Raw genomic sequence first — 17,131 nt, 5'->3', positions numbered from 1 at the left:
ATGGCCTACAAACAGATCGACATTTCAAGCGTCATCGACCTTAAGTCACATGATGGTATTTCTGAGAAGATTGCCCAAAGGCAGTTCGATGTTATAAAAAAAGGGTTTGAGTATTTATCCAACGCTGAGAACAATGTAATTTACATCGCAGATGAGGTCGGACTTGGAAAGACCTACATCGGGCTTGGTATAGCAACCTTGCTAAAACATGCATCTACAAAAAAAGGGCCTTATTGCGATGTCATGGTGGTGCCGAAGAAAAACCTGCAGGATAAATGGCTGAAAGAACTTCGGAACTTTGGCTCGCACAACTATCTCACTAGCAGCGCAGGGCACTTGGCTTTGCTCGAAAATGATGAAATCATCAAAGACAGACTTAGGCCAATTGAGGATAGTGAACCTTTTTCCATCTTGAGAATGACATCCTTTAGCAGCCTATCCAGTTATCGAAAGGGACATCGGGAGTACCTAACAAATGAGGTCTTTGGCAATAACGGCTTTTGTAGGGAAATGCTTTTAAGGGCGCGTGATCTTAAGTATTTTAATAAGGATTTTAAAACAGAGCTGCTGAAATTAGTAGCGTGCTTGCTAAACGCGATGTCCAATAGAATTGACTGTCTGATTGTCGATGAGGCACACAATTACAAACATGGCCTTGGCGTGAATGCCTCGAACCGAAATATAGCAACCATGTTGTTACTGGGGGCCGGAAGAGATGATAAGATCCTAAGCGATTTCCCCGAGCTGAAAGACAGGATGAAGTCTTCCTTGGCCAAAAAGGTTATCTGTCTCTCGGCCACTCCAAAGGACCGTGACATTATGGAGGTAAAGGCTCAGTTGGACTGTCTACTGAAGAAACACCCACTTCGAAAATGCACAGAGCGTGAAGAGGTGTTAAATGCACTGCCAGGTATATTGATAAGGGGTAATATGGAATATTTCCTAGAGGAACAGATCTATTCCAGAAACCAATGCAGGCACGAGCATCGCAATGGGAACGTGGATCTTGCCGAAAAAGCAGTGCAGATCGAACTAGGGAATGGTTTCGATAGTGTTTTCTGGCAGCTCCTTCAGTTCCAGTCTATCCGGCATCTTTCCCAAAAACCAAATGCATCCTTTGAGATCGGTATGCTAGCTGGTTTTGAAAGCTATCAGGTCGATATGGATAAAAAGGTAGCGGCGCAGACTGACGACGATGGAAGAGATGTGGTTCAAAAAGAATACGAAATCGTGCAGCACCGTAACCAAAAAGACAGTGAGGATGCCAACATCATTAGGGAGATAGTAAATTCATACAGGAAAAATTTTGGTCATCAGCCACCGCCACATCCCAAGCTTTCAAGGTTGGAAACAGAGGTTACGAACCAGATCACAAATCAGCAGAAATCGTTGATCTTCGTGCGAAGGATTGCAACAGTAGATGAGCTGGTTAAGCGTCTTATACTTCGGTATGATAGAGACATCATTCTAAATGGGGCGTTAAAGTTCACGGGCAGATATACCAAGTATGAGTCTGAAGATGTGGGGTTGATGAAAAAGGCATTCGCAAATTCCCATGATCAGGAGAGGATCAGCCATGCAGTTTCTTCATTCGCTGCATTCCCACAAGTTGTTAAATGGTGGCGAAAGTTGTCGAGCCCGGCAAAGTCTGACCTAAAAGACATGATCAATTATTGCTATCTAAGGGGTGAGGCAGATGTTTCCAAGGTGATCAATATGATTATTTCTACAAAGAAGCCTTCACGTGCTAACTTGAGCACGGTTCTCCATGCCCTAGAACTTGCAAGTGAACGGTATTTTGAGCAGATTGACCTAGAGGATTTTACTGCTGCGGAAAACGAAGAAGAGGAATTACGATACGATTCTTTTTTTAAGTCGTATTTTACCAAGAGACATAAAGAAGGCTTTCTTTTCAAGCAGAAGGTTTACCGTGAGAATTTCTTTGATCTAAACATTTTTTTAGTAATGCTGAGTGATCCCAAGCTCAAGGATTTAGCGCAAAAAACTGCATGGAGAACAGATTTTAGTTTAGCAAGTGCCGAACGGTTGACAGGCAAGCGTTTCACGGTAGCACAGGAACTGTTCAGAAATTCCCTTTTGCAAGAGGATCCAAAACCTATTGATGGCCGCAGGTACCATGCCAAAGAATTAAAAAAACAGACCTTTATCACTGAGCTTTTGCTGATCCATTGTAAAGATGAGTTATATAGCTGGGTATCGAAACACTCGACTGTTTCAATGAGAGAGTTTCTAATCCATTTTATGGCTTTAAATGCGCTGCTTATTTCTATATTCCAGAATGGAAGTGGTCTTTTACCTGCATTCGTTGCCAATTCAACAGGAAAAAAAATCAACAAAGAGTTGATTAATCTATTAGTGCCAACAGATGCCCCGTTTCATTTTGTGTTCCAAGAAGTCAGAACCATTTTAAAAGATTATAACTTGATCATCTCAGTTAATTTCCAGCATCGGGATTCCCAGAAGATACTTTCCCAGCTGAACAATATGTCTCCAGTCGTTGGCGCGAGCGGACAGGATAAAAATAGAAGCACGATTGCTACGCGGTTTCGTATGCCCGGTTTTCCATATGTACTGGTCGCCACGGATATTTTCCATGAAGGAGAAGATCTCCATACCTATTGCCAACAGGTATACCATTACGGTATAGCTTGGAACCCAAGTGGAATAGAACAACGTACGGGCCGGGTAGATAGGATTAATTCTTTAAGCTATCGATTGCTTAATAGCACGGGAGTTCGCACTTTTTCCAATAAGGTGCAGGTTTATTATCCGTATCTGTCGAAATCGGTAGAAGTCAACCAGGTTGTCAAGCTTCTTGGCCATATCAATACCTTTGTCAGAGATTTTAATAATATTGAAAATTCAAACAACTATGACAGCACTGTAGGCTTGACTGACCAAGTGACTGAGGACGATATTCCCAAGGCCATTCAGGAGAGACTTCATTCAAAATATGATATCGAGTTTTTCCAAGGATAATAACTGCTCACTTCGGGACGTTCAGGAAGTGACAACTTTTGACCGAGCCCCTTAACGTTTTTGCTTTGAAAGCATTAATCGGAGCTTTATAGCCACTTTCCTACATTCGACTTCGCTAAGCTGACTGAAATCGAGACGCATCATATTTATTGGGTCAGTCGAACGCCGCCGGTAATTTGTTGACTTTAGTATGTGACCTTCATTCTTAAGTATTTCTATTATTTGAACAAGATCTTCGTTTTCAGGGAAACTTATCCAAAGCGCCGTACCGTATTCTGGCAACTCGTAGGTTATGCGTTTGCCAAGCTGATGACGCAATATTTCATCCAGCGCCCTTAGATGCTTTAGTTTAATAAGCCTGATTTGCCTAGAAAGCGGGATTATTTCATTAGTGTTCAAAAGATTTCGGATATTCTTTTCTTCATAAGGATCTCGGTATCCTTTATCTATTTCAGTTAACAGGCTCAAATGGCTAATGAATGGGATGGGGGCAATAACCGCCCTAAGATGCTGCATATAGGCCGTTGTTCTACTGATTGCGCAACAATGTATGACATGACCGTTATGTTCGTTTTGGGCCATGGGTTTTAAGGGCGACTTTCCCCACCAAAATTCATGATCATCATCCTCTTCAATAATGTAGAAGCCATTCTCCATCGCCATAGCGATCAGTCTCAGTCGGGTCGCCTCATCCATTTTTTCACAAAATGGATATGAACTGTTTGGTCTCACATAGATTGCTCTTATTACAGTCTTTGATAGAATGAGTTCAATTCTTTTCAAAATATTGATATAGGTTGTCTCGATATTAAGAATCTCATTATTACAGTGCCGTAGCGAATGGCAAACAATCGTATCCAGAGGAGCGGTATTTATAATAACACCACTTTCAGAGGAAATCGAACTGAAAATTGCGTTTAGGCATTCAGCACGGCCCCTGACCAACCGCAGATTTTCAGGCACGATCTTAAATCCTCGGATTAGAATATAAGCGAATACATATTTAGTCAGCTTATCTGGTCCCCATATTCCTAAGACGACACCAGTGTTTAGATCTGAAGAAAATTTTCTGGCTAATTTTTTAGGCAATACTGTCTTTTCGATCAGGGGGAGTCCGATTTCGACGAACTGTGTTGTTGTTTCAGTTGCACAATTGTTAAAAGGAATATATTTTAACAACGGAATAGGCAGCTGGGTTAAATTGGGGCCAGCTTTGTCGGAAATCTGGTCGGTCGGCAAATGTTTCGCAACAGTTGCTTTGCTGCCCCTCTTGTGAGCAAGCCATCCTATAGCGATCAGCTTGGTATAGACCCGAAGTGCCGTATTGCAATTGACCTTATTCAATTGCGCAATTGCCCGGTGCGAGGGAATAATCTCTCCAGGCAGCACCGCCCGGCTTTTGATCACTTCGATCATGAACTCTTCGATCTGAAGGGAACTGGGCTTTTTTCCCGTTATCGGGATTTCCCACAGCGAAAGGTCGTGTTCGGGCATAGGGTACTTGAGGATCTATATCTGGTTCAGGCCACGAATCTAGTACATTTATGGCAAATCGCAGGATCAGGGAAGTGGCCTGGCTTTTATTTACGAAACCGCCCTATCAATACGCCGTATATTCGGGGGGAGCGTTTGATGAAATGTTATGTTTTAATTGACTTGTCAATTTATTTTAAATTTTTCTCGTTGTCTATCAATGGGTTAGCAGTGGCCTGTTCATTTTGGTGAAGACTGCCCCAAATTTATGCTTGTCATGGGACCCAAATTTGGTGATTGCCGTATCGGTCCTTGGTTGGGCAGGGCGGGGCCGGTTTTTGGTGTACATTAATTCTTTTTATTTAATTGAAAATCAGATGCTTATACATAGATACGTCTGACCCTTTAGCAAACGTGTCTATGTATAAGAAACTCAAATACATTTTTGAATATTCCTTTTATCGTTATGTAGTAATGAAATAATGATATCCTCCACCACATCCTGGAAATGGATCATAGCAATCCTTAACGATTGTGACGTTTGAACTGTGTTATCGGTAAATCGTCTCACGCTCAACAAGGTTTCCATCCTTAAATTTTTCTTTGATCGACTGGGGCTTGTTCCTTAATGCCCATTTAAAAATCCAATCGGTCAGGTTCCTGGCGATCGAAAACTTAACTGCCAGCCATGTGATAATGCTACTCAACATATTGTCAATTTTTAATTCCTTATTTATATAATAACTACTTTGCTCTATTTTATTTTTTTGCCGCTAAAATGCCATTCGCTAATATACCAGGCTACTTTCAAATGGTAAACGACAAGTCGTTTTAAGTACCGGTAGCATTACATCTCAAAAGTGGGAAGATTGAAATGCTTCCCAAAGGACAGGCTATCTCACTCGAATTGACTTTGGTATTAATATTATGTACTGTAACTTTTATTCTTTACCATACCCTATAGATAAATTTGGTTGTTTTTATCATAATCCAATTTGTGCGCTATCACGTCAATTATTTTCAAATGGCGTGCTAACGAAATTATTGAAAACGATATTTAAGATATACCCGAGGTATAGCCGAAATAGCGACGATTAAATTGACATAAAATCATAGGTTGTCAATACGGCTCGCCAGTTATTCCATGGTTAACGATCCAATCACCTAAATATCTTTACGATCTAAACATGTTGAGAAAGAAAGCTTCTAAACATGTCAAACAACATGATAATTGGATAATTTCAATACATCTTATTCTTTTATGTACTTTAGCTATATATGGCGCTCTCAACTCTGGTCATCTTTTCAAAGGACACTGATGCTGAACAAGTAATAAAGGGTTACAACTATCAGTTTCTGCGCACTGTTGAAACATGGCTTGAAAACTATCTTGCGAAAACAGATGGAACTATCTATTGCGAGTACGAAGACGATATCTTTGTGCTCGACCAAAAAAACAGAATAGCCGATTTTAGGCAGCTGAAACTTTATTCTTCCAAGAATTTCTCTTTCTCCAGCCAAGAGGTCATCAAGGCAATCAGCCACTTTTTTGTCTTATTTGCGAAATACAACAATAATAACAACCAGCTCCATTTTACTTTTGAAACAAATGTTTCGATTTCGGGGAACTATGCGGGAAATGATGCTGCATTATTACGCCAATGGATGGAGAACCAGGAGTCTTTGAGCCCGGAACTGAAAAGCGAGTGCGCCAATAAGGTCAGAACGATCGTCCTTGAATATGCTATGCCATTTGGCAGCGATACAAAAGATGTTTTGCTCCGAAAGAAAATCAACCGGGCAAAACTTCAGTTAGAAAAACTTCCACAAAAGGTATGGGAAGATTTTATCTATACAATCAGATGGCAGTTCGGCCAAATTGATGCGGACAGGGCTATAGAAAATTCAATAGCCAACTCCTACCGATCGATCAGCGAAATTGAGTTCAGTGCGGCAGAAAAAGTTCCAGAAACAATATTTACAAAACTTTACTATCTGGTCTCAGAAAAGTCAATGGGAAAACGGCCGGAAGACCGAAAAGTCGACCGCACGCTTTTGGAATCGGTACTATTGAAATCAGGGGATATCGGAGACCAATGGTATGAAGCGGATTATGCAATTTGGAAAGATGTCGAAAATGTGCAGTATTTTTTGGCTTCAGAATTCCATCAGATCCTACATGCCTCAAGCTACTGCAGGCGAAAAACCTACCTTGCCGACCATGCTCCTTTTTGGATCAGCCTACTTGAAAAATATATCAGCCTGGAACAAATACCAGAGTTTTGGAAGTTTCGGGCCGTTTGCGAAATTTGTTGGCTAAAATTCCCTATCAGACGCAATGTTAAACCTACTGGAAGCCTGAAGGGTATGGAAAAATACATTGCACAACTTTATGCTCAAAAGTTCGATGTAACCGACAAAGAGCAAATGGAGGATGCCGTAAACCTGTTTGGCAATATCCGCGGCGCCAAGGCACTAAACGAAGTCGATCTTGATATTGTAACAATTGATTCGTGGGCTTCAGAGCTTGGTAGCATCTTACACACGGCCCTAGAGGGAAACCTAAATGATGACCAAAAATGCGATTGTCACGAAATGCTTGCGAACTTGCTTATGCAAAAGGCAGTGGTTGCAGATTCAAAAGCCCTCGACAATATATTTGTCCATTTTGAAGCGATAATTATATTGTCACCGACTGCGCCTAAACATGATGTGGTCCGCTTATCAAGACGGATAAACAGGTATGTCGAAATTATGATCTATCATCATGCCGATATCAGATTGATCGAACGGCTTGAGGAAATATCTGATAAATTGATGCCAATTGCAAATGCCAAGAAAGGGGAACTGGCTACTGCGGATATATATCGCCAGAGATCGCTAAAATATGTCAAATCCGATGAACCAAAAAGTATTCTCAGAGCATTGGACTACCTCCATAAAGCTAAAACTATCTATTGCCAAGATGCCACCATGGACATGTATATCGGTTCCATGTATTTGCTTTCAGTCCTATATACCCATGCTGGGAACAACTATGCAGGTAAATATTATGCCATGAGTGCGATATGGAGCGCTAAAGACGCATCTGCGCTTCATAAATACATGTCGAACGGTTTTGCCCATATATTGAATAATGATTTTAGGCAAGGAGCGTGGATAAGCTGCTTAGAGACATTTAGGAACTATATCAGAACCAGGGTAGATTTTACAGATCCCGTTATGGATCCTTCTACCGATTATTTGCTTGCGGAGGCCATAAATCAAATATCGATCATTCTCTCAATCTTACCTAGGCATATCCCAGAAACACTTCAGTTGTGCCAAGATACAATCCGTGAAATGGGCACATTATACACGAATTTTATAAAGCCGATCAAAGATGATGTGGACGATACCATTGCAACTGTTGATATTCCTGAATTTGTCCGCCAAAGGTGTGATGATTCTTTCGTGAACGATCTTGGACCAAATCGAAGAATTAGGTTTAGGGCATTGGGGAGCACTTGGAATATCGAATTTCCAAACACTTGGAAACAGACAAGCCTAGCAGAGGAAGTTGTAGCCGAATTGCAGATTATCCTTCTGCAATTTGGCTTGGCAAAAAACGATATGCACTTTCTAAGGGGGCATATCACGGTACATATTGAGATTTCAGATGTCAACCGCATGCCCCAACAGATGGAATCTAATGAAGAATATGCTTGGAAAATCTTTACTGCAGAGGCAAAGAACATGGAAAAGTTCACTATTCAGATGCAGGCTTCGAGAATCACAATGGCAATCAAAATCATCCTTGAGGAACTAAGTTTATTGCCTGATAGGGAATTTCAGATAGAGGTCGATAATTTCTTCAAGGAAGAAAATCTTGCTGGAAAAACGCTTCCAGGGTATCTTTATCAAAGATTGTTCAGAAACCTGATCCCGTCTAAAAATTTTGAAAAATCAAAAAAGCATACCATCGCGCATTTACCAATCGACATCTCCCTGAACGAAACAGAAGCATTGCGCTGGGATTCATCTTTAAGCGATCTGTACGATAAGGACAAATCATTGGACATGATCAAAGACAGATATGAACTTACTCATGAGGTTATACACCTTACGATAGCTGAACTGAAAAACGATCCTGAATTTGTAGGCTTTGTAAAGGAGCTAAGGGAAAAAGGGTGGTTGGATTGGCAAATACTAATGGCTATCTATAATTCTGTTCTCAATCACAAAACTAATGGGTACGTTAGGAGAGAGGATTTTCCTTCTAATGAAGCATTTGAAAAGGAGTATCAGAGGGTTTTTCATGTGCTGAAACATAAAAATGAATCTTTGGATTTCAGGCCTCTTTCCCTTTCTCATTTTCGGACAGCTAGATTTACGTTGGAGCTTGAACAGACTACCGTCTATGTTCTAAAAAATTTCGGGCTAGAAAATAAAAGCAGATTTCCGAATTTCTCCGCCATTAAGGAATTGCTAGATATCCGCTTTAATTTTGCTATTGACGATATACCAGAGCTCAGCTACCTATAGCTAAGTGGTCCCTGAACCTAATTTTAGCTAAATTTCTACCTGTTTAGGGTTGGTTACAATCATAACTTTTTCCTCTGGAAGCTCACGCCAACCATAATCGTAAATAAACCGATATTCTCCCGCCCTGGTAGATAGGTTGCTGGTAAAGTAATGGAAGTTAAATCCTTCGTCCAGTAGCTTATATCGGCTGACTGTTTTTGGGCCATGTTCATCGATTCCTTGTTGGGTCAAAATCTTGTAATTACGTTTCAATATGTTATTAATTTGTCTAATGAATATCGGTTCGTACCATGCCAGTTTTTTTCGACGTTCCCTATTGCCGTTATTACGGCAGGTATCATTGCAATAGGCTTTATCGGCCCTACCGAAAAGTTCTTTTCCGCAGAATGCACAGTCGCGGTGCTGGGGTGACAAGAGTGATGCCATGTCCTTAACTTTGTTAGCTGTCAATGGATTATCCGATTTATAAACGGTTAGATCGGTTATTTTGTTTGTGATACGGCTATCGGGTCTGGACCTGCTGAACTTTGGGGTTCACCAATTCTGATAGTTATGAAAAGCAATATCATGTACAGCGAGGAATTTCCCTCGGGGCCGATGCGCCACTATTTTTTTGATTATAAGCAGGGGCCGCTCGGCCACCGATTTATGCAGATCACCTGTAGCGAGAAGCAACCGGATGGGACATATGCCAGAAACCGTGTCGTGTTCTTTGAGCGGGACCTGCCCATGGTTGTTCAGGCACTTTCCTCGCTCTGCCATCATGCAGGACACCTGAAATTTTTTGTGCCCAAGGAAGCACCATTTGAGGTCAAGCGTGAAAAAGGCATCCCATCTTGGGAACCTGATATGCGGCCACGGAAAAGGATGCTGGCCCATGGGCCGTCTGCACTTTCTGACGCGGAACTGGTTGCGATACTCATCGGTTCCGGTACGCCTAAGGAAACGGCGGTAGCCTTGGCCGCCAGGATGCTCCATGCTTTTGGCGGACTTAAAGGTCTGGCCGGGGCAAGTTATAAACGGCTTGGTCGGTTTACGGGGATGGGCCTTGCTAAATGCAGTGCGATACTTTCTGCCATTGAGATTGCGGTACGACTTTTTTCAGATACCGCCAAGCTCAAACTGCTTCCTCCACCTTCCGATCCTTAATTTATTTTATCGCCCTTATTGTTGATCAAGCTATTTTTTAAGTGGTTTTAATTGATGGTTTTGGCAAATGTCTTTTTCAACGAAACGGACAAAAAGGCGGCGAATTTCGTGACCTCCGCTGGCTGCGCACGCATAATGGCCAGCTTCGCTGTCCACCCTTCGGGACTTATAGTGCTCCGCTGCGCTCTCGAGGTCACGGTCTTCTTTGCTTTCTTTTTTTCCGTTTTTTCTTTTGAAAAAATCTCTTGAGAGGACGGTCGAAAAGGAGCAACAGTTCAAATTTTTTACTTAAAAAACCAGTTATGGAAATTACAGGAAGATTGACCGCTGATGCAGAGGTTGCAACGGTCAAAACAGACAAAAAGGTGGTTCGCTTTACCGTTGCGGTCAATGACAGCTACCGAATGGGAGAGGAACGCAGGGAGATTACGAACTATTTTGAATGCTCGTATTTCAGAAACGAGTGTATTGCCGAATACCTTAAAAAAGGGGGTATAGTGCAAGTGTTCGGGCGTGTTGGCGTTCGTGCCTACATCGCAAAGGACGGGGAAGCAAAAGGTGCTTTGACCTGCCATGTTTCGGAAATCAAATTGTTTGGCGGTACGCCCAAAGCGGAAAAAGCGGAAGGCTCGACCGCAGTTTTACAGGTGGCAACAGCAGACAAAGAGGACGATTTGCCATTTTAAAATAGGGGGATGACATGGAAAGCATAGATAAGGATTATCTCAAAAACGAAATCGAAAACTTTAAGTCGCAGTTCTGCCCTTACGGTTACTTGGATATCCAAAAAGCGGTAGCTGATGCGATTGCATCGGGGCATGATGGGGACTGGGCATTTGAGCAGGTAGAGCAGTTTAGCGAATCCTGCGAAACCAAGATAGCGAACATCGACCCCTGTTATGTGGTGATGGATTCCATCCTGCAGATTGCAAGAAATGAAATCGAGGAAATTTCGGGATTTGATTTGCAGAACGATGCAGGTTTTGATGTGTACGGAAACTTTATGGGTTCTACCTATCTGTACAAGGATGAAGATGTAGAGAAACTCAAGGCTGTGCTTTCAGAGCATCCCCTTTCGCTTGGCAGTTTGTCGGACTCTGCAAAGTATTTCCTTTCGGAAATCGAAATTGATGTCGAGGAACTAATCAACATGGAGGATTAACAAATAGGTTATGGTAACTATCTGTATATACGATTCGACCGATACCCAAGAGGAAATGGAGTTCCTCTTGGAAGAAATCCTGCGCCTTTTACGTGCAGGGTTTACTAGCGGTTTTTATCCGCATTGGGAACTCGTCAAAGAGTTCAATACCGATTTGCCCAACTAACCATTCAAAAAACAAAACATGGAAACAAATTTTTTTAGCCAAATCAAGCAGTTGCCAAAGGCGGGTGCTTGGAAAATAAACATTGCCTTTGTGCAAGATGAAATCATGCTTGTTTCGGTACTGCTGGAAAAGGAAGCAGATGGCAAGGCACTCGCACCGATTGTCTTTAACGGTACGGCAAAGGAACTTGACGAGGGGTTTTTTGGGGCGATTTCTGCGCCCGTTCAAAGTACCGCAGAACTTTTTGCTAGTGTTGATGCCCATCTCTTGAGCATCGAAAAAGCCAAGAACGAAATCAAGCCAAAAACGGAAAAGAAACCTGCTGAAAATGGTTCGCCAACTGCAAAGATAGAAGATAAGGCAGAGCGCAAAAAGCGTTATGACGGTCTAATCGAAAAGGCAAAAACGCTCAACGGGCAGATGAAATACGAAGAAGCGTTGGCGGTATTGCCATCGAGTGAAGATTTTCCCGAAAAGGGCGAAGAACTCGATGGACTGCGTACAAAGCTGGAGGAGCGCAAAGCGCAGAAAGAGAAAATGTCATTGTTCACTACCTAAACTTAAGTCTCATGCTGATTACAGAAATTTTAAAACGGGTGTTCATCTTTGAGGTGAACCGCAGGGAAATCAGATTGGACGACCCCCGCAGAGAGTTCTCGCCCGAAGAAGTGAAGCACTTCTATTCAGGGTCCTACCCGATACTCACCAATGCGAACATCGAGGGTCCCGAAATCAAAAGGGACGAGGTGCAGTACCGTTTCATCACTACGCTTGGAACGAAAGGCTGAACATGAAAACCAAGAAAGCAAAAATAGTAGCAATCAAAAACTATACAAAGATATGGCACTTGCACCAACAGTTAGGGCGTATGGCGGAAAGACTCAGCACACCGTTAGAACAGGCAGATTTGCAATCCCACAAAAGCAGAAGCGCACCAAGAGATTTGATAGACATGCTTTTCTGAAACAGGAATTTGCACCCCTGCTGTCGGATTTCCATGATGAACTATTCTATCAAAAAGAAATCGAAAAGGGGTTTTACTGCTCGGCAAAAAACCTGTGCAAGCTGTACGGGTGGGAGGAATTCCCATTAAGCCCAATGCCTTATCCCTTTAACCTAGCTGTGGGGATGGATATTTTAAGGGAACGGTTGAAGATAGCAGATGGGGATTTGGATATCCGACTTTTGCAGGATTCAAATTTCCCTGCAAGGATCGCTACGGTAAAGACCTGTCCATCGGGGAGTGTGCTGTTTTATCTTCCCGTTGCACCGATGCTTAGGCTGATTGAAAAAAAAGAAAGCCAAATCGTGGGCGAATTATTGCTGTCCGTTTACGCTTACCTTTTCCAAGTGGTCGGGATTGAACATTTTGCAGGGGAAGAATCCTATCTCGGCTACACCTATGCCATGCTAGAAGATTGGTGGGACAACGATGAGGATTATCAGCAAGAGGACAAGGTAGCACATGATGTTTTCTTCTCTGAACTATGGGAAAGGGGAAAGGTTTCGCTGATGATGATGGCGCAAAGGGAAAACTTTGAACTGTTCGCCCATCGGATGGAATGTTTTAGCGCAAATACAACAGCAGAATGGGAGTTTGAAGAGACCGCAAGGGAAATCTTTGCCCTTTATCAGCAATACCCTGCTCGTGGCATAGGCGGAAACATATTTCCCCCATTTGGGAATGACGGGGACGAGGCGACCATTCGGGTGGAGCAGTACATGCACTTTTTTTGGGACTTCAATGAAATGGTACATGACCAGTTCATGGACTGCATCAACGCCGAACTGAACGAATGCTGTCTGATAGACGAACCGACCACGCTCCAATATTTTGATGTCCCACAATCCAAAGATACCCATGACCATGATTTTGAAACAAGGCTATTCGCCCTGCTCCATGAACTTTCCGATAACATAATTGATTTATCCCATGAATGACCTAACAGAAATCATTGCCGATGGCTATAAGCCATTTAAGGCGTTGCTCTTTTATCGGGGCAAAAAAGAGGAATACTATATCGAAAGCTATGATATCGGTTTGAGTGGACGGGCAATCAATGCCCATCCGCTTTCAGTTGACGAAAGCCAACAATTGGCAGATGCGCTCGACAATAGCGAGGAACTCAAAGCTACCTATCTAAGGGGAAACGGAATGTTTCCCCAAAACCTGCTCTACCTCAACAGCGAAAAGGATGGCTTTGCAGTATGGCATACACCTTCCAAACAAGTCAACCTGTTCTTCAAAGCAGATTTGGGGATAGCTGATGGGATGGCACAGATACCGCCCATGCTTTGGAAAGCGGGCAAGCACTCTTTGCAGGTTTTTGCAATGAAAACCGATGACCGTCCAATCGAATCCGAACAGCTTTTCCATGCCCCATTTTTCAATGTATATGAAAGTGGAGCGGTCTGTATGGGGAACGTGAAAAAACAGATTCCCAATGGATGTTCGCTAATAGAGTTCATGTCCCTTTGGGAGAAATTCTACTTCAACAGCACCTTTAGCCACACGCTGAACAGCGGTGCGGTAGATGGTGAAAAAACCGTCGCACTATGGAAAAGGCAGATGGAAAACCAGACTGCTTTTCCCTTAGCCAAACTTGTTAAATCCAAGATTTCACTTAAAACACTACTGAAATGAAAAAGCAGAAAGAGCGTGTACATATCGTGCCATCCTATTTGCTGAACCCGACCAATCCCATTTCCATCAATCTCATTGGTGCAGGTGGTACGGGCAGTACTTTCCTTACCGCACTTGCAAGGATGAACTTTGCACTTCGGGAAATGAACCATTGCGGTTTTGAGGTAACCCTGTTCGACCATGACGTAATCGAACCATCCAATTTGGGCAGGCAACTGTTTGCCGAAAGTGAACTTGGTCTGAACAAGGCGGTCGCCCTGATCAACCGCACCAACAGGTTTTTCGGCTCAAAATGGAAAGCGGTGGATGAACGGTTTGAAAAGGTGGCATCGAAAACCGACAGCTATTTGGCTAACATCACTATTTCCTGTGTAGATACCGTAGAATCTAGAAAATGCATTGCAGAAATCCTAGTTCCACAGGAGCGTTTGAAGAACCACAGGGACAGACCACTGTATTGGCTTGATTTGGGAAATGGCAGGGATTCGGGGCAGGTACTGCTTTCTACCATCGGGGAAATCAAACAGCCCGAATCGGAAAAGTTCAAAACGGTAGCTAGTCTAGCCGATATTTTTGAAACCTTTCCTAATATCCTTGAGGGTGTATCTGACATAGAGGAACCTAGCTGTTCACTTGCACAGGCACTAAACAGACAGGACTTGTTCATCAATTCGGTGCTTTCCAACATGGGCGCATCGCTCCTTTGGTCGATGTTCAGATTAGGCGTTCTAGAATCTAGAGGTTTCTTTTTGAACCTTTCGGATTTTCGCTCTACGCCAATTCCAATCTGAAATAGGCTGGAAATTTAATTACAGGAAGATGGTTCAGTCCATTTTTTAAAATTTTTCCAAGTGCCTGATAAGTGCTGGTTAGAAATTCAACCATTTAAGCTTTGTACTGCTAGCAAACGTATCTTTTAAATTTATTCGATATCTTCGTAGAGCCAGATAAATTAATGACCAGAGAAGAATTCGATAATCAACCACTGCCAAAGTCGGATGCCAATGCCAACCTGGAAACAGTTTCCCGGAACAAGTTGCGTGCGATGTTCGAGGTTGAAGATTTTGAGATCCGTGACGAACTGCAATATGACAGGGGAATTGACTTTTTTATCGAAGTTAAACTGAACGGCAATCATACCAACCTCAGGTTTCCGGTACAGCTTAAAGCGACGAACTCTTTGTCAAAGAATATAGATGGAAGCATTTCTTTATCGATACCTGTAGTAAATATAAACTATCTCCTCAATGACGGTCTACCTGCCTTTTATGTTTTGTACCATGCCGATGAGGATATATTTTATTACGAACGTGCCAAAGAGGTTGACGACAGACTAAGGGAAAAATACCCGAACGCTCACTATCCCCAGAGTTTTACCATCAAATTCAAGAATCTGCTGAATGGGGATGTCATAGGAGGCATTCGCACCGAAATCCTCAGCCATGGCTATCTTAGGCGAGCGATCAACAAAGCACTGAAGCTTTCCGAGGATGGCAAAGAGCTCACCGAACCAGTTGTTATCCAAAAAAACCAGCATGTCTATAGCCCAATCGAAAACATAAAATTTCTGGAGAACTTCGGATTCCGTTTGCTGAATGATGGCCGCTTTTCTGAAATTTTGGATATTGAAAAGCGTTGCTACCCTCAGGAAATCACGTCCCCTACATTTCATTTTATATGCGGAACCGCCGCCCACTACAAAGGATTACATTACGATGCACTTCGCCATTATAAGCTAGCGGACAGGTATGTAGAGGCACTTGATCCAGAAGTGAGGAATATGCTGTTATATCACAGGGCGCAATCAAAGCTTAACCTGGGAATGATCGATGCTGAGCAAAGTGAAGGTTATATGGAAGCATTGATGGATTCGGAATATTTGGGTCTGTTTCTTAGGTTGCAAAAAGCGTTCAAGACTTGGTATATAAGTTCAGATAGGAATTCAGAAAAATTATTACGGTTTCATGAAGAAGTCAATTCTGTTTTGGCTTCACCGCACTGTAGTCCAAGCATAAGTATGATTGCGGAAAGCTATGTCCTGAGTGTTGAAGGTCATCGCCTGAATGATCAGTTGTTGGATTATCTTATAAAATTAAGGGATTCCATGGGGACCTACTCTCTCTCTCCAAAAGCGTCTAGGCTAAGGGACGAAGAGGTCAGCCAATACAACCAACATTTCACGGAATTGAAAGCGAAAGCACAAAAGGGAGGAAACCAGTTTACCTATCATGCGATATGCCTGAACGGGATTAAGATTTTATATATCAAGACATTCTACGCAGATATCGTTATGGGGATGGATAGGGCTACCTTGACTATTACTTCCCACTTATCAGAAGAAGAAAAGGAACTGCTCAGGGATCAAGCGGCATGCGCGGGACACATCGCACTGATGTATGAACAGATTGGGGTTTCCGATAATATGATTGCTGCGCTATCCCAACAGTATGAGCTGTTGCATTTCGTTGGTGATTTGGAACTGGCAGAATCTGTGCTGAAGGACATGGAAAATCGAATAAAGGATAATGAGTGGCATGGACTTGAATCTAAAGTCACTTATCTTAGGAACGGAGGAACCTCGCATGAGCTCTTTACTGCATTTGTAACATCAACTATTTCCAAGGTAAAAGAGAAAGAACAACAAGGTGTCATTTTACAGAATGAAATCGAAAAGATGGATATGGAGGACCGTCAAAGTAAGCCGTCAATAACAGGAGAGAAAATTTATCTCCAGGTTTTTCCCTTGGGCAGTTTTTGCTTTTCAAAAGAGAAGCTGGAAAGTGTTTTTGAGGTTTTGAATGTTACCGCCAGCGCAAAGGAATGCATAATGAATATAATGAAAATTGGTGCTATGCCAATTGTCAATGCTTTCCGAAACCCCATTGTCAATGAGGGACCAGATGGAGGCTTCTCGGCAGAAAGAGGACCTGAGAGCCTGGAAAGAATACACAAGGTACGTAAAGACCTTCGAGAACTCGGAGCCTATAGGATATAGCCAAAAATCTGTACCGTT

At 42.6% G+C, this 17,131-nt stretch carries 13 protein-coding genes; 11 read left to right on the top strand and 2 right to left on the bottom strand.

Features of this window, described 5'->3' with window-relative positions:
• Positions 1 to 3,000 carry a DEAD/DEAH box helicase family protein gene (locus GM921_RS09605; protein WP_182922431.1) on the top strand — a complete coding sequence of 1,000 codons (3,000 nt, stop codon included), beginning with the start codon at positions 1 to 3 and terminating at the stop codon, positions 2,998 to 3,000.
• 51 nt (positions 3,001 to 3,051) lie between these two features.
• Here GM921_RS09605 and GM921_RS09600 read toward each other — a convergent pair whose 3' ends face one another.
• A complete protein-coding gene (locus GM921_RS09600) occupies positions 3,052 to 4,494 on the bottom strand; it encodes an aminotransferase-like domain-containing protein (RefSeq protein ID WP_182922430.1) in 1,443 nt (480 codons plus the stop codon).
• Positions 4,495 to 5,751: 1,257 nt separating this feature from the next.
• On the opposite strand from GM921_RS09600, the gene GM921_RS09595 reads away from it, so the two are divergent.
• Positions 5,752 to 8,997, top strand: coding sequence for a dsDNA nuclease domain-containing protein (locus GM921_RS09595; RefSeq protein WP_182922429.1), 3,246 nt, complete (start codon positions 5,752 to 5,754; stop codon positions 8,995 to 8,997).
• A gap of 27 nt (positions 8,998 to 9,024) precedes the next feature.
• Here the strand turns inward: GM921_RS09595 and GM921_RS09590 are convergent, their stop codons facing one another.
• Positions 9,025 to 9,423: a hypothetical protein gene (locus GM921_RS09590; RefSeq protein ID WP_182922428.1), complete on the bottom strand. Its 399-nt coding sequence runs from the start codon at positions 9,421 to 9,423 to the stop codon at positions 9,025 to 9,027.
• A gap of 126 nt (positions 9,424 to 9,549) precedes the next feature.
• On the opposite strand from GM921_RS09590, the gene GM921_RS09585 reads away from it, so the two are divergent.
• The 9 genes from GM921_RS09585 (at position 9,550) to GM921_RS09545 (ending at position 17,113) form a co-directional block, all read left to right on the top strand.
• A complete protein-coding gene (locus GM921_RS09585; RefSeq protein WP_182922427.1) occupies positions 9,550 to 10,146 on the top strand; it encodes a UPF0758 domain-containing protein in 597 nt (198 codons plus the stop codon).
• A 302-nt stretch (positions 10,147 to 10,448) separates the two neighbouring features.
• Positions 10,449 to 10,832 carry a single-stranded DNA-binding protein gene (locus GM921_RS09580; protein ID WP_182922426.1) on the top strand — a complete coding sequence of 128 codons (384 nt, stop codon included), beginning with the start codon at positions 10,449 to 10,451 and terminating at the stop codon, positions 10,830 to 10,832.
• Positions 10,833 to 10,846: 14 nt separating this feature from the next.
• Positions 10,847 to 11,308, top strand: a complete 462-nt coding sequence (locus GM921_RS09575; protein ID WP_182922425.1) for a hypothetical protein — start codon at positions 10,847 to 10,849, stop codon at positions 11,306 to 11,308.
• Positions 11,309 to 11,492: 184 nt separating this feature from the next.
• Complete coding sequence (locus GM921_RS09570; protein WP_182922424.1) at positions 11,493 to 12,032, top strand: PRTRC system protein E; 540 nt, start codon at positions 11,493 to 11,495, stop codon at positions 12,030 to 12,032.
• Positions 12,033 to 12,043: 11 nt separating this feature from the next.
• On the top strand, positions 12,044 to 12,262 hold the full coding sequence (locus GM921_RS09565) for a PRTRC system protein C (RefSeq protein WP_182922423.1): 219 nt from the start codon (positions 12,044 to 12,046) through the stop codon (positions 12,260 to 12,262).
• Entirely contained in the window at positions 12,246 to 13,415 is a 1,170-nt protein-coding gene (locus tag GM921_RS09560; RefSeq protein ID WP_182922422.1) for a hypothetical protein, read from the top strand. The genes GM921_RS09565 and GM921_RS09560 overlap by 17 nt, the downstream gene beginning before the upstream one ends.
• Complete coding sequence (locus GM921_RS09555) at positions 13,408 to 14,118, top strand: PRTRC system protein B (RefSeq protein ID WP_182922421.1); 711 nt, start codon at positions 13,408 to 13,410, stop codon at positions 14,116 to 14,118. The genes GM921_RS09560 and GM921_RS09555 overlap by 8 nt, the downstream gene beginning before the upstream one ends.
• On the top strand, positions 14,115 to 14,909 hold the full coding sequence (locus GM921_RS09550; RefSeq protein WP_182922420.1) for a PRTRC system ThiF family protein: 795 nt from the start codon (positions 14,115 to 14,117) through the stop codon (positions 14,907 to 14,909). The genes GM921_RS09555 and GM921_RS09550 overlap by 4 nt, the downstream gene beginning before the upstream one ends.
• 164 nt (positions 14,910 to 15,073) lie before the next feature.
• On the top strand, positions 15,074 to 17,113 hold the full coding sequence (locus GM921_RS09545; protein ID WP_182922419.1) for a DUF4365 domain-containing protein: 2,040 nt from the start codon (positions 15,074 to 15,076) through the stop codon (positions 17,111 to 17,113).
• The last annotated feature ends 18 nt before the right edge of the window (positions 17,114 to 17,131 follow it).

Origin of the sequence: Pedobacter planticolens, from assembly GCF_014172375.1 — a bacterium.
Classification (GTDB): Bacteria; Bacteroidota; Bacteroidia; order Sphingobacteriales; family Sphingobacteriaceae; genus Pedobacter; species Pedobacter planticolens.
Note: the sequence above shows the minus strand (reverse complement) of the source record. Positions and strands in the feature narration are given on the sequence as shown.

Excerpts from the sequence above, each read along its gene's own strand:
- GM921_RS09570 (WP_182922424.1), top strand. The coding sequence starts at position 11,493 with ATGGAAACAAATTTTTTTAGCCAAATCAAGCAGTTGCCAAAGGCGGGT.
- GM921_RS09565 (WP_182922423.1), top strand. The coding sequence starts at position 12,044 with ATGCTGATTACAGAAATTTTAAAACGGGTGTTCATCTTTGAGGTGAAC.
- GM921_RS09545 (WP_182922419.1), top strand. The coding sequence starts at position 15,074 with ATGACCAGAGAAGAATTCGATAATCAACCACTGCCAAAGTCGGATGCC.
- GM921_RS09590 (WP_182922428.1), bottom strand. The coding sequence starts at position 9,423 with ATGGCATCACTCTTGTCACCCCAGCACCGCGACTGTGCATTCTGCGGA.
- GM921_RS09600 (WP_182922430.1), bottom strand. The coding sequence starts at position 4,494 with ATGCCCGAACACGACCTTTCGCTGTGGGAAATCCCGATAACGGGAAAA.
- GM921_RS09575 (WP_182922425.1), top strand. The coding sequence starts at position 10,847 with ATGGAAAGCATAGATAAGGATTATCTCAAAAACGAAATCGAAAACTTT.
- GM921_RS09595 (WP_182922429.1), top strand. The coding sequence starts at position 5,752 with ATGGCGCTCTCAACTCTGGTCATCTTTTCAAAGGACACTGATGCTGAA.
- GM921_RS09580 (WP_182922426.1), top strand. The coding sequence starts at position 10,449 with ATGGAAATTACAGGAAGATTGACCGCTGATGCAGAGGTTGCAACGGTC.
- GM921_RS09550 (WP_182922420.1), top strand. The coding sequence starts at position 14,115 with ATGAAAAAGCAGAAAGAGCGTGTACATATCGTGCCATCCTATTTGCTG.
- GM921_RS09585 (WP_182922427.1), top strand. The coding sequence starts at position 9,550 with ATGAAAAGCAATATCATGTACAGCGAGGAATTTCCCTCGGGGCCGATG.
- GM921_RS09605 (WP_182922431.1), top strand. The coding sequence starts at position 1 with ATGGCCTACAAACAGATCGACATTTCAAGCGTCATCGACCTTAAGTCA.
- GM921_RS09555 (WP_182922421.1), top strand. The coding sequence starts at position 13,408 with ATGAATGACCTAACAGAAATCATTGCCGATGGCTATAAGCCATTTAAG.